This is a genomic window from Ectopseudomonas alcaliphila (genome assembly GCF_900101755.1).
Taxonomy (GTDB): domain Bacteria; phylum Pseudomonadota; class Gammaproteobacteria; order Pseudomonadales; family Pseudomonadaceae; genus Aquipseudomonas; species Aquipseudomonas alcaliphila.
Window position 1 is genome coordinate 181552 of the sequence record NZ_FNAE01000003.1, and the last position, 15882, is coordinate 197433.

At 62.7% G+C, this 15882-nt stretch carries 10 protein-coding genes; 7 read left to right on the top strand and 3 right to left on the bottom strand.

Translation table 11 applies throughout. The features are described from left to right. Positions 1-91 precede the first annotated feature (91 nt). Positions 92-2806: a winged helix-turn-helix domain-containing protein gene (locus BLR77_RS12535; protein ID WP_238380568.1), complete on the top strand. Its 2715-nt coding sequence runs from the start codon at positions 92-94 to the stop codon at positions 2804-2806. After that, positions 2803-5526: a helix-turn-helix transcriptional regulator gene (locus tag BLR77_RS12540; protein ID WP_074678231.1), complete on the top strand. Its 2724-nt coding sequence runs from the start codon at positions 2803-2805 to the stop codon at positions 5524-5526. The genes BLR77_RS12535 and BLR77_RS12540 overlap by 4 nt, the downstream gene beginning before the upstream one ends. A 106-nt stretch (positions 5527-5632) precedes the next feature. On the opposite strand, the gene BLR77_RS12545 is transcribed toward BLR77_RS12540, so the two are convergent. Genes BLR77_RS12545 through rloA form a run of 3 tightly spaced genes read right to left on the bottom strand, consistent with a single transcriptional unit; the run spans position 5633 to position 8692 of the window. Next, complete coding sequence (locus BLR77_RS12545) at positions 5633-6619, bottom strand: alpha-L-glutamate ligase-like protein (RefSeq protein ID WP_074678233.1); 987 nt, start codon at positions 6617-6619, stop codon at positions 5633-5635. Between the two features lie 4 nt (positions 6620-6623). After that, complete coding sequence (gene rloB / locus BLR77_RS12550) at positions 6624-8150, bottom strand: osmotic stress tolerance membrane protein RloB (RefSeq protein ID WP_074678235.1); 1527 nt, start codon at positions 8148-8150, stop codon at positions 6624-6626. 5 nt (positions 8151-8155) lie between these two features. Further along, positions 8156-8692 carry a retropepsin-like aspartic peptidase RloA gene (rloA, locus tag BLR77_RS12555; RefSeq protein WP_074678237.1) on the bottom strand — a complete coding sequence of 179 codons (537 nt, stop codon included), beginning with the start codon at positions 8690-8692 and terminating at the stop codon, positions 8156-8158. Between the two features lie 306 nt (positions 8693-8998). On the opposite strand from rloA, the gene BLR77_RS12560 reads away from it, so the two are divergent. From BLR77_RS12560 to prpF, 5 genes are all read left to right on the top strand, one after another. Further along, complete coding sequence (locus BLR77_RS12560) at positions 8999-9721, top strand: GntR family transcriptional regulator (RefSeq protein WP_074678239.1); 723 nt, start codon at positions 8999-9001, stop codon at positions 9719-9721. Then, positions 9718-10605, top strand: a complete 888-nt coding sequence (gene prpB, locus BLR77_RS12565; protein ID WP_074678241.1) for a methylisocitrate lyase — start codon at positions 9718-9720, stop codon at positions 10603-10605. Before BLR77_RS12560 ends, prpB begins: the two co-directional genes overlap by 4 nt. A 93-nt stretch (positions 10606-10698) precedes the next feature. Beyond that, the gene (gene prpC / locus BLR77_RS12570) at positions 10699-11856 is read left to right on the top strand and encodes a bifunctional 2-methylcitrate synthase/citrate synthase (protein ID WP_074678243.1); all 1158 of its coding nucleotides are present in this window, start codon (positions 10699-10701) and stop codon (positions 11854-11856) included. Positions 11857-11870: 14 nt separating this feature from the next. Beyond that, positions 11871-14480, top strand: a complete 2610-nt coding sequence (gene acnD, locus BLR77_RS12575) for a Fe/S-dependent 2-methylisocitrate dehydratase AcnD (RefSeq protein WP_162275014.1) — start codon at positions 11871-11873, stop codon at positions 14478-14480. 194 nt (positions 14481-14674) lie between these two features. Next, a complete protein-coding gene (gene prpF, locus BLR77_RS12580; RefSeq protein ID WP_074678247.1) occupies positions 14675-15862 on the top strand; it encodes a 2-methylaconitate cis-trans isomerase PrpF in 1188 nt (395 codons plus the stop codon). The last annotated feature ends 20 nt before the right edge of the window (positions 15863-15882 follow it).

Here is a 15882-nt window from a genome sequence, read left to right on the forward strand (position 1 = left end):
TTACTCAGGTGCGCTTAGCTGATTAGTATTGAGTCGTGCCAGGACGTTGAACCGCCGTACCAAAACAATAACGAATGAAGGGATCCAGGCCATGGATGTAGTCATAGGTCCAGCCGCTGGAAGCCTGTTGCGTTCAAAGCTGTCGCCGCCTCAGGCATCTGCGGACTATTTGCCAAGACCCCAGGTGGAAGCCGCACTGTCGGCCAATCCTCATGCTCGCCTCGTGCTGTTTTGCGCTCCCGCCGGCTTTGGCAAGACCACCGCCTTGGCGATGCTGGTCGAGCAGCGTCGCCAGGCCGGCAGCGCTATTGCTTGGCTATCGCTCGGCTCTGTTGATGATGAGCCGGTACGTTTCTTCCAGCAACTGATCGAAGCATTGGGTCGTGCACTGCCCGGCCTGGGTGACGACGCTCTGGGCTACCTGCGCAATACCATGCGCGTGCCGGTCGAGGCCGTCATGGAAAGCCTGCTGGTGGATCTGTCGCAGCGTTCGGAACCGCTGCTGCTGGTGCTCGACGACCTGCATTTGATCCAGGACGGCGAACTGCTCGCCGCACTCAATCGCCTGGTCAAGCTGGCGCCACCGAGTTTCACCCTGGCTATCGGCAGTCGATCGCAGCCCGCCCTGAGTCTCGCCACTTTACGGGCCAAGGGGTTGTCACTGGAGCTCGGCAGCGATGAGCTCAGGCTCAATCCTGAAGAGACGCGCGGTTACCTGGAGCGCAGCGGCTTGCAGCTCGATCCCGAGGAGTTCGGCGCGCTTTACCGTCATACCGAGGGCTGGATGGTGGGGGTGCATCTGGCCAGCCTGTGGCTGCGCAACCACCCGCAACCCACTGAGCGCATGGCCGAGTTGGGCGCTGACAAGCACGTGGTAGGCGATTACTTGCTGCGCTCGGTATTCGAGCAGTTGCCAGTCGAGCGCCAGGAACAGCTATTGGCGCTCGGGGTGGCGCAGCAGCTCAGTGGCGAGCTGGCCAATGCGCTGACCGCGCGACAGGACGGCCAGCAACTGCTGGAAGAGCTGGAGGCCATGCAACTGTTTCTCCTGCCCATGGATCGCGAGCGCCAGTGGTATCGCTTCCATAACCTGTTCGCCGAGTTTCTCCGCAGCCGTCTCAAGGACCGCGATCCGGAGCGCTTCAAGCAGCTGCATTTCAATGCCAGCCTGTGGTTCACCAATCACCATATGCAGAACCTGGCCATTGAGCACGCCTGCCTGGCCGAAGATGCCGAGATGCTCGCCGCGCTGCTCGACGGCTGTGGGCTGGAGCTGATCAACCGCGGTCAGCTCAACCTCATCTACAAATGGCGCCAGCACGTACCGGACGATATCGCTGCGCGTTTTCCGGTGCTGGTGCTCGCTGATGTCTGGACCCGTGCGGCCGAGCTGGGCCTGAACGAGGCCAACCGCATGCTCGATGAGCTGCTGGAGCGCTGGGCTGAGTCGCGCACGAGCGGGCCATTGAGTGACAAGGTGCTGGCCACCCTGGCGATCAAGGCGGTAATCGCCTTGCAGAAGGATGACCTGGATACCTGCGTCGAGCTGGCGCGGCGTATCGAGGCGCAACTGGGGCAGCACACCGCGTTTCTCGAAGTGGCGATCCTCACCGTCGGCGCCCTGGCCTACGTCATGCTTGGCCAGGCCGAGCAGGCGCGCAAGTTGCTGGCGTTGGCGCAACAGCGCAACCATTTCCTCGAAGGCCGTTATCTGGACATGCAGTTGGCCAACGTGGAAGTGCTCCTGTGCCTGGAGCAAGGACGGGTAAAGCAGGCGCAACTGCTGTTCGAGCAGCTGCGCGCGCGGATGATGCCCTGGTTCGGTAAAAAGTCCCGCGCCCTGGTTCTGCCCACCATCAGCGAGTCGCTGATCGCCTATCACCAGGGCCGTCTGGACGGTCTGCAGGATCGGCTGCGCTGGGCCTTGGCCACGGTCGATGTGATCAATCCAATCGACCTGTATGCCCAGGCGATGCTGTGCCTGGCGCGGGTTCAGCGCCAGCAGGGCGCTCCCAAAGACGCGCTCGCGACCCTGGTGCTGATGCAGAACCTGGCGGCGCGCAACCACTCCTGGCGCTTCTACGTACAAGCGGTGGGTGAGGAGATTGCGCTGATTCTGCAGGAGCCCTTGGCCGACCGCAGCAAGCGCGCAGAGCAGCGCCTGAAGTCGGTGGACTGGAGCAAGCTGGCGGGGCATTACACGCAGTTCAGTTTCAATCCGGTGCCATGGGTACTCGGTCTGACCCGCGTTCGCCTGCAGCAGGCGCGTGGCAATTACAGCGAAGCGCTGCATGAGATCACCCAGTTGCGCGGCCAGTTGCAGGAGGGCAGGCATGGGCTGCACCAGCTGCGTCTGGATCTGCTCGCCGCGCTGAGCTACCAGCGTCTGGGCTACCGGGAGCGTGCGCAGAGCCTGCTGGTGCAGTGCCTGATAGGCGCCGAGCGGGAAGAGGCGCGCAGCCTGTTCATCGAGGAAGGCGAGGCCATACGCCAGTTGCTGCAGCAGTTGGAATCCGCCGAGCGTCAACCGGCGCTGCAGGCGTTCATCCGCAGTCTGTTGAGCGCCTGGCCTGGTCAGGAATCGCATCACACCCCGGACGTGCTGGAGGAGGGGCTGACCGAGCGCGAGCGTGAAGTGGTCTGCCTGGCCGCCAAGGGCATGTCCAATGAAGAGATCGGCCAGCAGTTGGCGCTCGCTCTGGGTACCGTCAAATGGCACCTGCACAACATCTACGAAAAGCTCAAGGTGCGAAATCGTACCCAAGCCATCCGCCGTGCCCGCGAACTGAGCCTACTCGAATCATGAACAGCCAGAATCCGTCCTGCCAAGCCGCGGCCCCGCTGTTGCGGACCAAGCTGTATCCCGCCCATGCCGAGGGTGCTCCGTTGCTGGAGCGCTCGGCCTTGCTCGAGCGCTTACTGGACGCCAGCGAGCAGCGTCTGATCGTGCTCAGTGCCCCCGCCGGTTTTGGCAAGAGCACGGTCCTCAGCCAGCTGCGTAGCCGTTTGCAGGGACAGGGGGCGCGGGTCGCCTGGCTGTCGTGCGATGAAAGCGACAGCGAACCGGCGAGGTTTCTGCAGTATCTGATTGCGGCAGTTGCCGCTGTCTGTCCCGGCTTCGGCAGTAGCGCCACGGCGCTGCTGCAGGGCGAGATCAGTTGGCCGCTGGAGGCGGTGATCGATGCGCTTCTCGACGACCTCAAAGGCCTGCCGCAAGCGCTCTATCTGATGCTCGACGACTTTCACCGTATACGCCATCCATCCCTCGACCAGGGGGCGCGTTATCTGGTCGAGCGCTTGCCCAAGCAGGTGCGCCTGGTGGTCAGCACCCGATATCAACCGCGTTTTCTCGATGAGTCGCCATCGCTCGGTGCCTGGGCGTTCTGGCTCAAGGCCGAGGACTTGCGGCTGACGCGCGCGGAAACGGCGGCATATCTGCGCAACATCAAACGCCTCGCACTTGAAGAAAGTGAGCTCAATCAGCTGTATGCGCGCACGGAAGGCTGGATCACCGCGTTGCACCTGGCGGCTCTGGCCTTGCCGCGCCAGCGGGACCGCGCGGGTTTTCTCGCCGGGCTGTCAGGCGCCGAACGCAACATCGCCGATTATCTGGCTGAGGACGTGGTGGCCAGCCTGCCGGAAGCCGTGCAGCTGTTTCTCGACCAGACCTCGGTGCTCGACGAGTTCAACGCTGACTTGTGCAACGCGCTGACCGGGCGCCGTGACGGGCGAGACATGCTGCAACGGCTGCAGGGCGAGCAACTGTTCGTGATCGCGCTGGACGAGCAGGGCGAATGGTTCCGTTATCACCACCTGTTCGCCGAGTTCCTTCAGGGGCGCTTGGCCAGGCGCGGCGACCCGGCTCATCTGCTGCACGCCGCTGCGCGCTGGTGCGAAAGCCACGATCTAGCCGACAAGTCGATCAAGTACGCCTTGCGCGCTCGCGACTACGGTTTCGCCGCTGAGCTGTTGGAGCGCCAGGGCGCGCGTCTGATTGCCGGTAACCGGGTCTACGGCATCCTCGCCATTCTCAAGGACATCCCACCGCTGGTGATCACCGAGCAGCCGGTGTTCCAGATCTTCTATGCCTGGCAGTTGGCTTTCGAACAGAAGTTCGCCGAATCCGAGGCTTTGATCGAGGAGGTCAGCACGCGCCTGACGCAAGGGCGCGGCAAGGGCATACATTTCGGCCTGATCGAGCTGCTGGCTGCCGCTCAGGTGCTCAAGGCACTGGTGTTGCTTTATCAGGATAAACTCGACGCCTGCCTCAAGGTCGCCGGCCACTGGCTGGCGCTGGTACCCAAGAACCAGCCGGTTTTTCGCGCCAGCCTGGCCTGCGTGCAGGCAGCGGCGTTTGCCTTGCTCGGTGAATTCGGTGAGGCGGCCAAGGCGATTGCCGTGGCGCGGGAAAGTCTGCGCCAGTGCGAGAGTGAATACCTGCACGTGATGGCCAGCCTGATCGAGGCGCTGATCTGCAAGGAATACGGTGAGCTGGAGCGTGGCCGCTCCCTGGCCGAGGCCGCGCGGGTCAGGGTCGAGCAGGTGTTTGGGCGGCGCAGCCGGGTTGGTGGTCCGCTCGGGCTGGCCTATGCCGATCTGCTTTACGAACAGGATCGCCACGGTGCGATTCTCGCCGAGCTGCCGCTGGCCACCACCTGGCGCGATGTCGCCACGCCGGTGGAGTTGATCAGCCGCGGCAAGCTGGTCATGGCGCGTGCGCGCTTCTTCGCCGGTGCGGGGGAGCAGGGGCTGGAAGAGCTCGACGAGTGGTTGAGCGATCTGCAGGGGCCGGGTTACGAGCGGGTATTCGCTATCGCCATGGGGTGCAAGGTGCAGTTCCTGCTGTGGCTACGCAGGCCCAATGAGGCGCAGCGTATTTTTCTGCAGTTGGAGCGCCATCTGGCTGCACTTCCTATCGAGCGCTATGGCGATGCGCATACGGCGCGGGCGCTGAGCCAGGCGCGCCTGGCACTGAGCGAGCAGCGGGTGGAAATAGCCCAGGCCAGCCTGGAGGAGTGCCTGGCCAAGCAGGGGGCGGACCACCAGCGTGATCGGCGTCTGCACCTGAGCCTGTTGCTGTCAGTGGCTTACTGGAGCAAAGGTAACAGCGAAAAAGCCTTCGCGCTGTTGCAGGCGACACTCGAAGAGGCCTGGCAATGCGGCTATCGCCGCCTGTTTCAGGACGATGCATTGTGGCTGCTGCCGCTCTGGAATGCCTGGAGTCGCGCCGAGCCCAAGCGCGCCGCTGTCTGGCAGGGCGTTGCCGAAATGCTTCGCGAGCAGTGCCGCAGGTTGGCCATCGATCCTGACAGTCTCGAGGAAAATCAGGGGGTCAGCCATCGCGAGCGGGAGATACTGCGGCTCGTGGCAGCAGGGTTGTCGAATCGCGATATCGCCGAGGCGGTGCACTTGTCTGAGGCTACTATCAAGTGGCACCTGCATAACCTGTTTTCCAGGTTGGGCGTACGCAGTCGCACTCAGGCCGTACTCAAAGGCAAGAGCTTGGGACTGCTGAGCGAGGCGTGAGGAGGGCAGGTAACTGAAGGGTGTTCGAGCTGGCGACAGCGCATTGAGCGAGTCGTAAGGTGCCGCGGATCTGGACGATCTGGCGGCACCTTACGACGCTCGCTGGTCAGGCTTCCTTGCCGACGATGTGACCGAACAGCTCCTGGGAGAAACGCACGCGCTGTTCGGCGTCTTCCTGAATGCCCTTGGCTTTCAGTTCTTCCAGACGGGCTTCGACGGCATGGGCGCGATGGGTCAGGCCGCAGTCATTGGCGATCTGGATGTTCAGGCCGGGGCGGGCATTGAGCTCGAGAATCAACGGCCCCTTGTCCTGATCCAGCACCATGTCCACGCCGATGTAGCCCAGGCCGCACAGCTCGTAGCAGCCGGCGGCCAGCTTCATGAAGCCATCCCAGTTCGGCAGTTGCACGCCGTCCACCGCATTGGTGGTGTCCGGGTGCTTGCTGATCTTGTTGTTCAGCCAGGTGCCGCGCAGGGTGACACCGGTAGCCAGATCCACACCCACGCCGATGGCGCCCTGGTGCAGGTTGGCCTTGCCGTTGGACTGCCGCGTGGGCAGACGCAGCATGGCCATCACCGGGTAGCCCATCAGCACAATGATGCGGATGTCCGGCACGCCTTCGTAGCTGATGCTCTTGAAGATGGTGTCCGGGGTGACGCGGTATTCGATCAGCGCGCGGTCGCGGTGACCGCCAAGCGAGTACAGGCCGGAGAGAATGCTGGAAATCTGCTGCTCCAGCTCCTCGTGGCTGACGATCTTGCCGGAAACCGTCTTGAAACGATCTTCGAAGCGATCCGCGATGACCATGATGCCGTCACCGCCGGCGCCCTGTGCCGGCTTGATGACGAAGTCGTTGCGCCCGGCGATGATCTCGTCGAGCTTGTCGATTTCCTTCTCGGTTTCGATGATGCCGTACATCTCCGGCACATCGATGCCGGCCTCAATGGCCCGCTCCTTGGTGATGATCTTGTCGTCGACGATCGGGTACAGGTGCCGTTTGTTGTACTTCAGCACGTAATCCGCATTGCGTCGGTTGATGCCCATGATGCCTTTGGCTTCAAGGGCCTTCCACGTCTTGATCAGGCCGAACATGGTCTTAGTCCTTGAGGAAGGCTTTGAAACGGAACAGTTCGGTCAGGCGGTAGCCGCGGTAACGACCCATCGCCAGCATGAAACCGACCAGGATCAGCAGGATCGCCGGGAAGGTGAACACGAAGTAGATCAGCTCCGGCACGCTCATCAGCAGGTGCGCGATGGTGGCGGCGAACAGGGTGCCGATCGCGACCTTGAACGCATGGCTGCCGCCACGCTCTTCCCAGGTGATCGACAGGCGCTCGATGGTCATGGTCAGAATCACCATCGGGAACAGCGCAACGGACAGGCCGCGTTCCAGGCCCAGCTTGTGACTGAACAGGCTGATGGTGGCGATCAGTACCACGACGAAGGTCAGCACTACCGACAGGCGCGGCAGCATCTGCAGCTTCAGATGTTCCAGGTAGGAACGTAGCGACAGACCGAGCGCAGTGATCACGGTGAACAGGAAGATGCCGAAGCCCAGCTGGGTTTCGCGGAAGGCGAGGGCGATCAGCACCGGGGTAAAGGTACCCAGAGTCTGCAGGCCGCCGAGGTTGCGCAGGATCAGGATGACCAGTACGCCAATCGGGATCATCACCATGATCATGAAGGTCTGCTGGGTCTGCAGCGGCAGGCCGTACAGCGAATATTCGAGGAAGCTGGCGTCGGTATTCTCGTCGGTCAGCTTGGCCAGGCGGATGGCGTTCATCTCGCTGTTGTTCAGGCTGAAGCTGACTTGCGCCTGGCGGCCACCTTCGAGGCTGACCAGGTCGCCATCGCCGATCCACCAGACCAGGCGATCGTCCGGCAGGCCCTGCTCACCGGATTCGGGGTTGAAGTACAGCCATTTCTGACCATTGAAGCTGCGCAGCCACAGCTCCGGTGACTGAGCGACCTCGGCCTGCAGACGAATGGTGTGTACGCGCTCCATCGGCACGTGGGCGATGGACAGCAGCAGATCGACGACCTTGGCCTTGTTGGCGGTGGAGGCGTCGCCACCCAGCAGCAGTTTGACGTTGTCGTCATTGGCATTGTTGACGCGCTTGATGGTCTCGCTGATGAAGGTTTCGACATCCGCCGAGTGCTGGCGAATCGGCGCCAGCAGGGCTTCGGCCGCTATCTTCTCAGGGCCTTCGACCGGGATGCTGTCGCGGAAGATCGGGCCTTTTGCAGGCGTCTGCTCGCCGCTGTAACGCTTGGTCAGTACCAGGCGGTAATAGAGGGTCTGTTTGCCGTTGGCGCGACGGGCCGACCAGGTGACGCGGCGGTTGCCGTCGACACGGTTGACGCTGACACCGTAGTTGTTGGAGATGAAGCTCTCGTTGAGGCTCACGTAATCCTGGTTCAGCGGCGGCACGAACATCTGCAGCTTCACCGGCTCACGCGGCGTCGCCTGGAATTCGACCTTGGCGTCGATGTTCCACAGATCGTCGGTCTCGTCCTCGGTCACCGGAATGCCGAGAATGAAGATTTGGTATGCCGTAATCAGAACGCCCAGGGCCACCAGCAGGGTGATCAGGACTTTCAGATGCAGGTTCAGAGAGCGCATGGGAATTACTCGCCAGGGGTTGCGTCATCGGTGCAGTCGGGTTTGCCGGCTGCATATTTAAGGCTTGGATCGACCATGGCTTCGAAGTGCTTGAGCGCTTCGGAGCCGATCAGAAGCGGGTATTGGAATGCGCTTCGGTCGGTCAAGTTCACTTCGATCGTGCGCAGGGTCTTGCCCATGCACAATTCAAGGTCGATTACCGGGCGTGCCGTGTAGGTCTTGCCTTCATCGGGATCGAAGTCGCCAGCACGGCGTTTGATCTTGCTGATACGCGCCAACGGACGCTCGATGGTGCGCTCGTGGGCATCGTCGATGGCCAGCACGAAACGCACCCAGGTTTCGCCGTCACGCTTGAAGCGTTTGATATCACGCGCGCTCAAGGACGCGGTTTTGGCGCCGGTATCGAGTTTGGCGGCGACCTGCAGGTCCAGTTCTTCTAACTGGATATATTCGTTCAGGCCGTAGATTGACTTGCCCATGGCCAGAGCCGGGCAGGACAAGGTCAGCAGGCAGATCAGCAAAGAGAAGGGTTTCAGTCTCATGTGTCCTTGAGAAGGTATTGCCAGGGGCGAAGTGGAGGGCAGCATCTGGCAGGCATCCTGCCATGTAACTATCTGCCGTGAAGTCTAGCAGGCATGGCAAAAGGCGATGGCCGGGCATGAACGGGCGGATTCTAACATGGGGATTTTCCGTGCTGACAGACGCTTATGTAGCTTTCTGCAAGTAGGGTCGCGGCTTGCCTGAGCGGGTAAGCTGGAAATATTGTCGACAATACTTTGGTCTGCTTTGACGAATTAGCCTTCATGGCGTAGTTTTATCGCCATGAAAAGCTATTGGTGTTGACAATCATGCTGCTCGAATCAGATGTGTCTACAGCGCCGCAGGTGGATTCGGAAACACTTTCCGAGCACGTCTTCCGTCTGATCCAGGCTGCCATCGTCAAGGGCGAGATCGCCCCGGGGAGCAAGATCTCCGAGCCTGAGTTGGCGCGCACCTATGGCATCAGTCGAGGGCCGTTGCGCGAGGCAATCCATCGCCTGGAAGGGCAGAAGCTGCTGGTGCGCGTGCCGCATGTGGGCGCGCGGGTGGTGTCGCTCAGCCATGCCGAGTTGGTCGAGCTGTACGAGATTCGCGAATCGCTCGAAGGCATGGCCTGTCGCCTGGCCGCCGAACGCATGACCCAGCACGAGATCAACGAACTGCGCCGGGTGCTGGAATTGCATGAGCAGGATGCCGCCTTCAAGGCCGGTGTCGGTTATTACCAGCAGGAAGGCGATTTCGACTTCCACTACCGGATCATCCAGGGCAGCGGCAATCGCACTCTGGCCAAGCTGCTGTGCGACGAGCTGTACCAGCTGGTGCGCATGTATCGCCTGCAGTTCTCCGCCACGCCCAATCGGCCTCATCAGGCCTTCGCCGAGCACCACCGCATTCTCGATGCCATCGCTGATCGTGACGGCGAACTGGCCGAATTGCTGATGCGCCGCCACATCGGCGCCTCCAAGCGCAATATCGAGCGCCACTACAAGGAAGCGCTCACCCCTTCATCCAAGACCCGAGGTGATTCATGACCCAGCTTTCCGCCGGCCAGCGTTTCCGCCAGGCCCTCGCCGAAGAGAAGCCGCTGCAGGTGATCGGTGCGATCAACGCCAACCATGCACTGCTGGCCAAGCGCGCGGGTTTCCGCGCCATCTATCTGTCCGGCGGCGGTGTGGCGGCCGGCTCGCTGGGCCTGCCGGACCTGGGCATCAACACGCTGGATGACGTGCTCACCGACGTGCGTCGTATCACCGACGTCTGCGATCTGCCGCTGCTGGTGGATATCGACACCGGCTTCGGCCCCAGCGCCTTCAACATCGAACGCACCATCAAGAACCTGATCAAGGCCGGCGCCGCCGCCGCGCACATCGAAGATCAGGTCGGCGCCAAGCGCTGCGGTCACCGTCCGGGCAAGGAGATCGTCTCCTGCGAGGAGATGGTCGACCGCGTGAAGGCTGCTGCCGATGCCAAGACCGCCCCGGATTTCTTCCTGATCGCCCGCACCGATGCGATTCAGGCTGAAGGCGTCGACGCCGCCATCGAACGTTGCCAGCGCTACGTCGAGGCAGGCGCCGATGCGATCTTCGCCGAAGCCGCTTATGACCTGCCGACCTACAAGCGTTTCGTCGACGCGTTGAACGTACCGATTCTGGCCAACATCACTGAATTCGGCGCTACGCCGCTGTTCACCCGTGACGAACTGGCCTCGGTCGGTGTGGCCATCCAGCTCTACCCGTTGTCGGCCTTCCGCGCGGCGAACAAGGCGGCGGAAAGTGTCTACACCTCGATTCGCCAGAACGGCCACCAGAAGGATGTGATCGAGCTGATGCAAACCCGTGTCGAGCTGTATGACCGCATCGGCTATCACGCCTTCGAGCAGAAGCTCGATGCGCTGTTCGCCGCCAGCAAGAAATAAGGCTGTAGCCCGGATGCAATCCGGGGATTGGTTGGCATGGTTGCCGGATTGCCACCGGGCCATGCACCTAGAACAAGAGATAAGGAGATGACCATGAGCTCGACTGAAACCACCCCTGGCTTCAAGCCGAAGAAATCCGTCGCCCTGAGCGGTACCGCCGCCGGCAACACGGCACTGTGCACCGTTGGCCGCACCGGTAATGACCTGCACTACCGCGGCTATGACGTGCTCGATTTTGCCAACCGCTGCGAGTTCGAGGAAATCGCCTACCTGCTGGTGCACGGCAAGCTGCCCAACGCTGCCGAGCTGGCCGGCTACAAGGCCAAGCTCAAGGCTCTGCGCGGCCTGCCGGCCGGGGTCAAGGCCGCGTTGGAAACCCTGCCGCCTTCGGCGCACCCGATGGACGTGATGCGCACTGCGGTGTCCGTGCTCGGTTGCCTGGCACCGGAGAAGGATGACCACAACCACCCGGGCGCCCGCGATATCGCCGACAAGCTGATGGCGTCTCTCGGTTCCGCGCTGCTGTACTGGTATCACTACAGCCATAACGGCAAGCGCATCGACGTGGATACCGATGACGATTCCATCGGCGGCCATTTCCTGCACCTGCTGCATGGCGAGAAGCCGCGCGAGTCCTGGGTGCGCGCCATGCACACTTCGCTGAACCTGTATGCCGAGCACGAGTTCAATGCCTCGACCTTCACCTCGCGGGTGATCGCCGGCACCGGCTCCGACCTGTTCTCCTGCATAGCCGGCGCCATCGGCGCCCTGCGTGGCCCGAAACACGGCGGTGCCAACGAAGTGGCCTTCGAGGTGCAGAAGCGCTACGACAGCCCGGACGAGGCCGAAGCCGACATCCGCGAGCGGGTAGGGCGCAAGGAAGTGGTGATCGGTTTCGGTCACCCGGTCTATACCGTCAGCGACCCGCGCAACAAGGTGATCAAGGAAGTGGCGCGCGAGCTGTCCGTGGAGCAGGGCAACACCAAGATGTATGACATCGCCGAGCGCCTGGAGAGCGTCATGTGGGACATCAAGAAGATGTTCCCCAACCTCGACTGGTTCAGCGCCGTGAGCTACCACATGATGGGTGTGCCCACCGCCATGTTCACCCCGCTGTTCGTCATCGCCCGCACTGCCGGCTGGTCCGCCCACGTCATCGAGCAACGCATCGACGGCAAGATCATCCGGCCGAGCGCCAACTACACAGGCCCCGAAGACCTGAAGTTCGTGCCGCTCAAGGACCGTAAATAACCATGAATGACACCGTGAATAGCCAATACCGCAAGCGCCTGCCTGGCACCGCGCTGGATTACTTCGACGCCCGCGAGGCAGTCGAGGCGATCCAGGCCGGCGCCTGGGACAAGCTGCCCTACACCTCGCGGGTGCTCGCCGAGCAACTGGTGCGCCGTTGCGAGCCGCAAGAGCTGAGCGCCGCGCTGGAACAGCTGGTGTACCGCAAGCGCGACCTGGATTTTCCCTGGTACCCGGCGCGCGTGGTCTGCCACGATATTCTCGGCCAGACCGCGCTGGTCGACCTGGCTGGCCTGCGCGACGCCATCGCCGAGCAGGGTGGTGATCCGTCCAAGGTCAACCCGGTGGTGCCGACCCAGTTGATCGTCGACCACTCCCTGGCCGTCGAGGCGCCGGGCTTCGATCCGGACGCCTTCGAGAAGAACCGCGCCATCGAGGATCGCCGCAACGAGGATCGCTTTCACTTCATCGACTGGACCAAGACCGCGTTCAAGAATGTCGACGTGATCCCGGCCGGCAACGGCATCATGCACCAGATCAACCTGGAGAAGATGAGCCCGGTGATCCAGGCGCGTGGCGGCATCGCCTTCCCCGACACCTGCGTCGGTACCGACTCGCACACGCCGCACGTCGACGCCCTGGGCGTCATCGCCATCGGCGTCGGCGGCCTGGAGGCCGAAACGGTGATGCTTGGCCATCCGTCGATGATGCGCTTGCCCGATATCGTCGGCGTCGAGCTGACTGGTAAGCGCCAGCCCGGCATCACCGCCACCGACATCGTTCTGGCTATCACCGAGTTCCTGCGCAAGGAAAGGGTGGTGGGTGCGTGGGTCGAGTTCTTCGGTGAGGGGGCGGACAGCCTGTCCATCGGTGATCGCGCGACCATCTCCAACATGTGCCCGGAATACGGCGCCACCGCCTCGATGTTCTATATCGACGGCCAGACCATCGACTACCTCAAGCTCACCGGTCGCGAGCCGGAACAGGTGGCACTGGTGGAGCACTACGCCAAGACCCTGGGCCTGTGGAGCGACGCGCTGAAAACCGCCGAGTACGAGCGTGTGTTGCGCTTCGATCTGGGCAGTGTGGTGCGCAACATGGCTGGGCCAAGCAACCCGCATCGCCGCCTGCCGACCTCGGCGCTGGCCGAGCGTGGCATCGCTGACGAAGCCAAGCTGCAAGCTGGCAAGGGTGAAGAAGCTCAGGGGCTGATGCCCGATGGCGCGGTGATCATTGCCGCCATCACCAGCTGCACCAATACCTCCAACCCGCGCAACGTCATCGCTGCTGGTCTGGTGGCGAAGAAGGCCAACGCGCTGGGCCTGGTGCGCAAGCCCTGGGTGAAGACGTCATTCGCTCCAGGTTCGAAAGTCGCCAAGCTGTATCTGCAAGAGGCTGGTCTGCTGCCAGAGCTGGAGAAGCTCGGTTTCGGCATCGTCGCCTACGCCTGCACCACCTGTAACGGCATGTCCGGCGCGCTCGATCCGGTGATCCAGAAAGAGATCATCGACCGTGACCTGTACGCCACCGCCGTGCTCTCGGGTAACCGCAACTTCGACGGGCGCATCCATCCTTACGCCAAGCAGGCCTTCCTGGCTTCGCCGCCGCTGGTGGTTGCCTATGCGATTGCCGGCACCGTACGCTTCGATATCGAGCAGGATGTGCTGGGTTTGGACACTGCTGGCAATCCGGTCACCCTCAAGGACCTCTGGCCGAGCGACGAGGAGATCGACGCCATCGTCGCCTCCAGCGTGAAGCCCGAGCAGTTCAAGCAGATCTACATTCCGATGTTCGACCTGGGCAGCGTGCAAGAGGCCGAGAGCCCGCTGTACGACTGGCGCCCGATGTCCACCTACATCCGTCGCCCGCCGTACTGGGAAGGCGCCCTGGCCGGGGAACGCACGCTCAAGGGCATGCGTCCGCTGGCGATCCTGCCGGACAACATCACCACCGATCACCTGTCGCCGTCCAACGCCATTCTGGCGGACTCGGCCGCCGGTGAGTACCTGGCGAAGATGGGCCTGCCGGAAGAGGACTTCAACTCCTACGCCACCCACCGTGGCGACCACCTCACCGCGCAGCGCGCCACCTTCGCCAACCCGCAGCTGGTCAACGAAATGGCCGTGGTCGACGGGCAGGTGAAGAAGGGTTCGCTGGCCCGCGTCGAGCCGGAAGGGAAAGTGATGCGCATGTGGGAAGCCATCGAGACCTACATGAACCGCAAGCAGAACCTGATCATCGTCGCCGGTGCCGACTACGGTCAGGGCTCGTCCCGCGACTGGGCGGCCAAGGGCGTGCGTCTGGCGGGTGTGGAGGTGATCGTCGCCGAGGGCTTCGAGCGCATTCACCGTACCAACCTGGTGGGCATGGGCGTGCTGCCGGTGGAGTTCAAGCCGGGCACCACGCGCCTGACTCTGGGCCTGGACGGCACCGAGACCTATGACGTCGAAGGCGATATCTCGCCGCGCTGCGACCTGACCCTGGTGGTCAATCGCCGCGATGGCGAAGTGCTGCGCGTGCCGGTGACCTGCCGCCTGGATACCGCTGCCGATGTCAGCGTGTACAAGGCCGGCGGCGTACTGCAGCGCTTCGCCAAGGACTTCCTCGAAGGCGCGGTGGCGTGATGTAACGACCGGCCCGCAAACGGGCCGGTACGACTTCTGTGGGAGCGAGCTCTGCTCGCGAATGAAGCTTCGTTGCGAGGCTGTTCGCGAGCAGAGCTCGCTCCTATGAAAAACCAGTAGCCCGGATGAAGTCCGGGGAGAACCTGCACCATCATTCCCGGATTGCATCCGGGCTACTTTTCAGGACTGCAGCCATGGCTCATCTGCCGCAAGTGAAAATCCCCGCCACCTATATCCGTGGCGGCACCAGCAAGGGCGTGTTCTTCCGCCTACAGGATCTGCCCGAGCGCTGCCAGGTGCCGGGCGCGGCGCGCGATACGCTGTTCATGCGCGTGATCGGCAGCCCCGACCCCTATTCGGCGCATATCGACGGCATGGGCGGCGCCACGTCGAGCACCTCCAAGTGCGTGATTCTGTCGAAAAGCAGTCAGCCGGAACACGACGTCGATTACCTCTACGGCCAGGTCTCCATCGACAAGGCCTTCGTCGACTGGAGCGGTAACTGCGGCAATCTTTCAACGGCAGCAGGGGCTTTCGCCATTCATGCCGGCCTGATCGATCCCGCGCGTATTCCCGAGAACGGCACCTGCGTGGTGCGCATCTGGCAGGCCAATATCCAGAAAACCATCATCGCCCATGTGCCGGTCACCGATGGCCAGGTACAGGAGACCGGCGACTTCGAACTCGATGGAGTGACCTTTCCGGCGGCGGAGATCGTGCTGGAGTTCCTCGACCCGTCCGACGATGGCGAAGAGGGCGGTTCGATGTTCCCCACCGGCAATCTGGTCGATGATCTCGAAGTGCCGGGCATCGATACCTTCAAGGCGACCATGATCACCGCCGGCATCCCGACCGTGTTCGTCAATGCCGAGGATATCGGCTATCGGGGCACAGAGCTGCGCGAGGAGATCAATGGCGATCCGGCGCAACTGGCGCGCTTCGAGCAGATCCGCATCGCCGGTGCGCTGCGCATGGGGCTGATCAAAACGGCCGAGGAGGCTGCGACACGTCAGCACACCCCGAAGATTGCCTTCGTCAGCCCGCCCAAGGACTACCGCACCTCCAGCGGCAAGGACGTGAAGGCCGGCGAGATCGATCTGTTGGTGCGTGCGCTGTCCATGGGCAAGCTGCACCACGCCATGATGGGCACCTGTGCGGTGGCCATCGGCACGGCGGCGGCGATTCCGGGGACGCTGGTCAACCTGGCCGCTGGCGGCGGCGAGCGCGAGGCGGTGCGTTTCGGCCATCCATCCGGCACCTTGCGTGTCGGCGCCCAGGCCAAGCGGGTCGACGGTCAGTGGACGGTAACCAAAGCCGTGATGAGCCGCAGTGCGCGCATCCTGATGGAAGGCTGGGTGCGAGTGCCCGCTGAAAGCTTCTAGGCTCTGAATTAGAAAAGGCT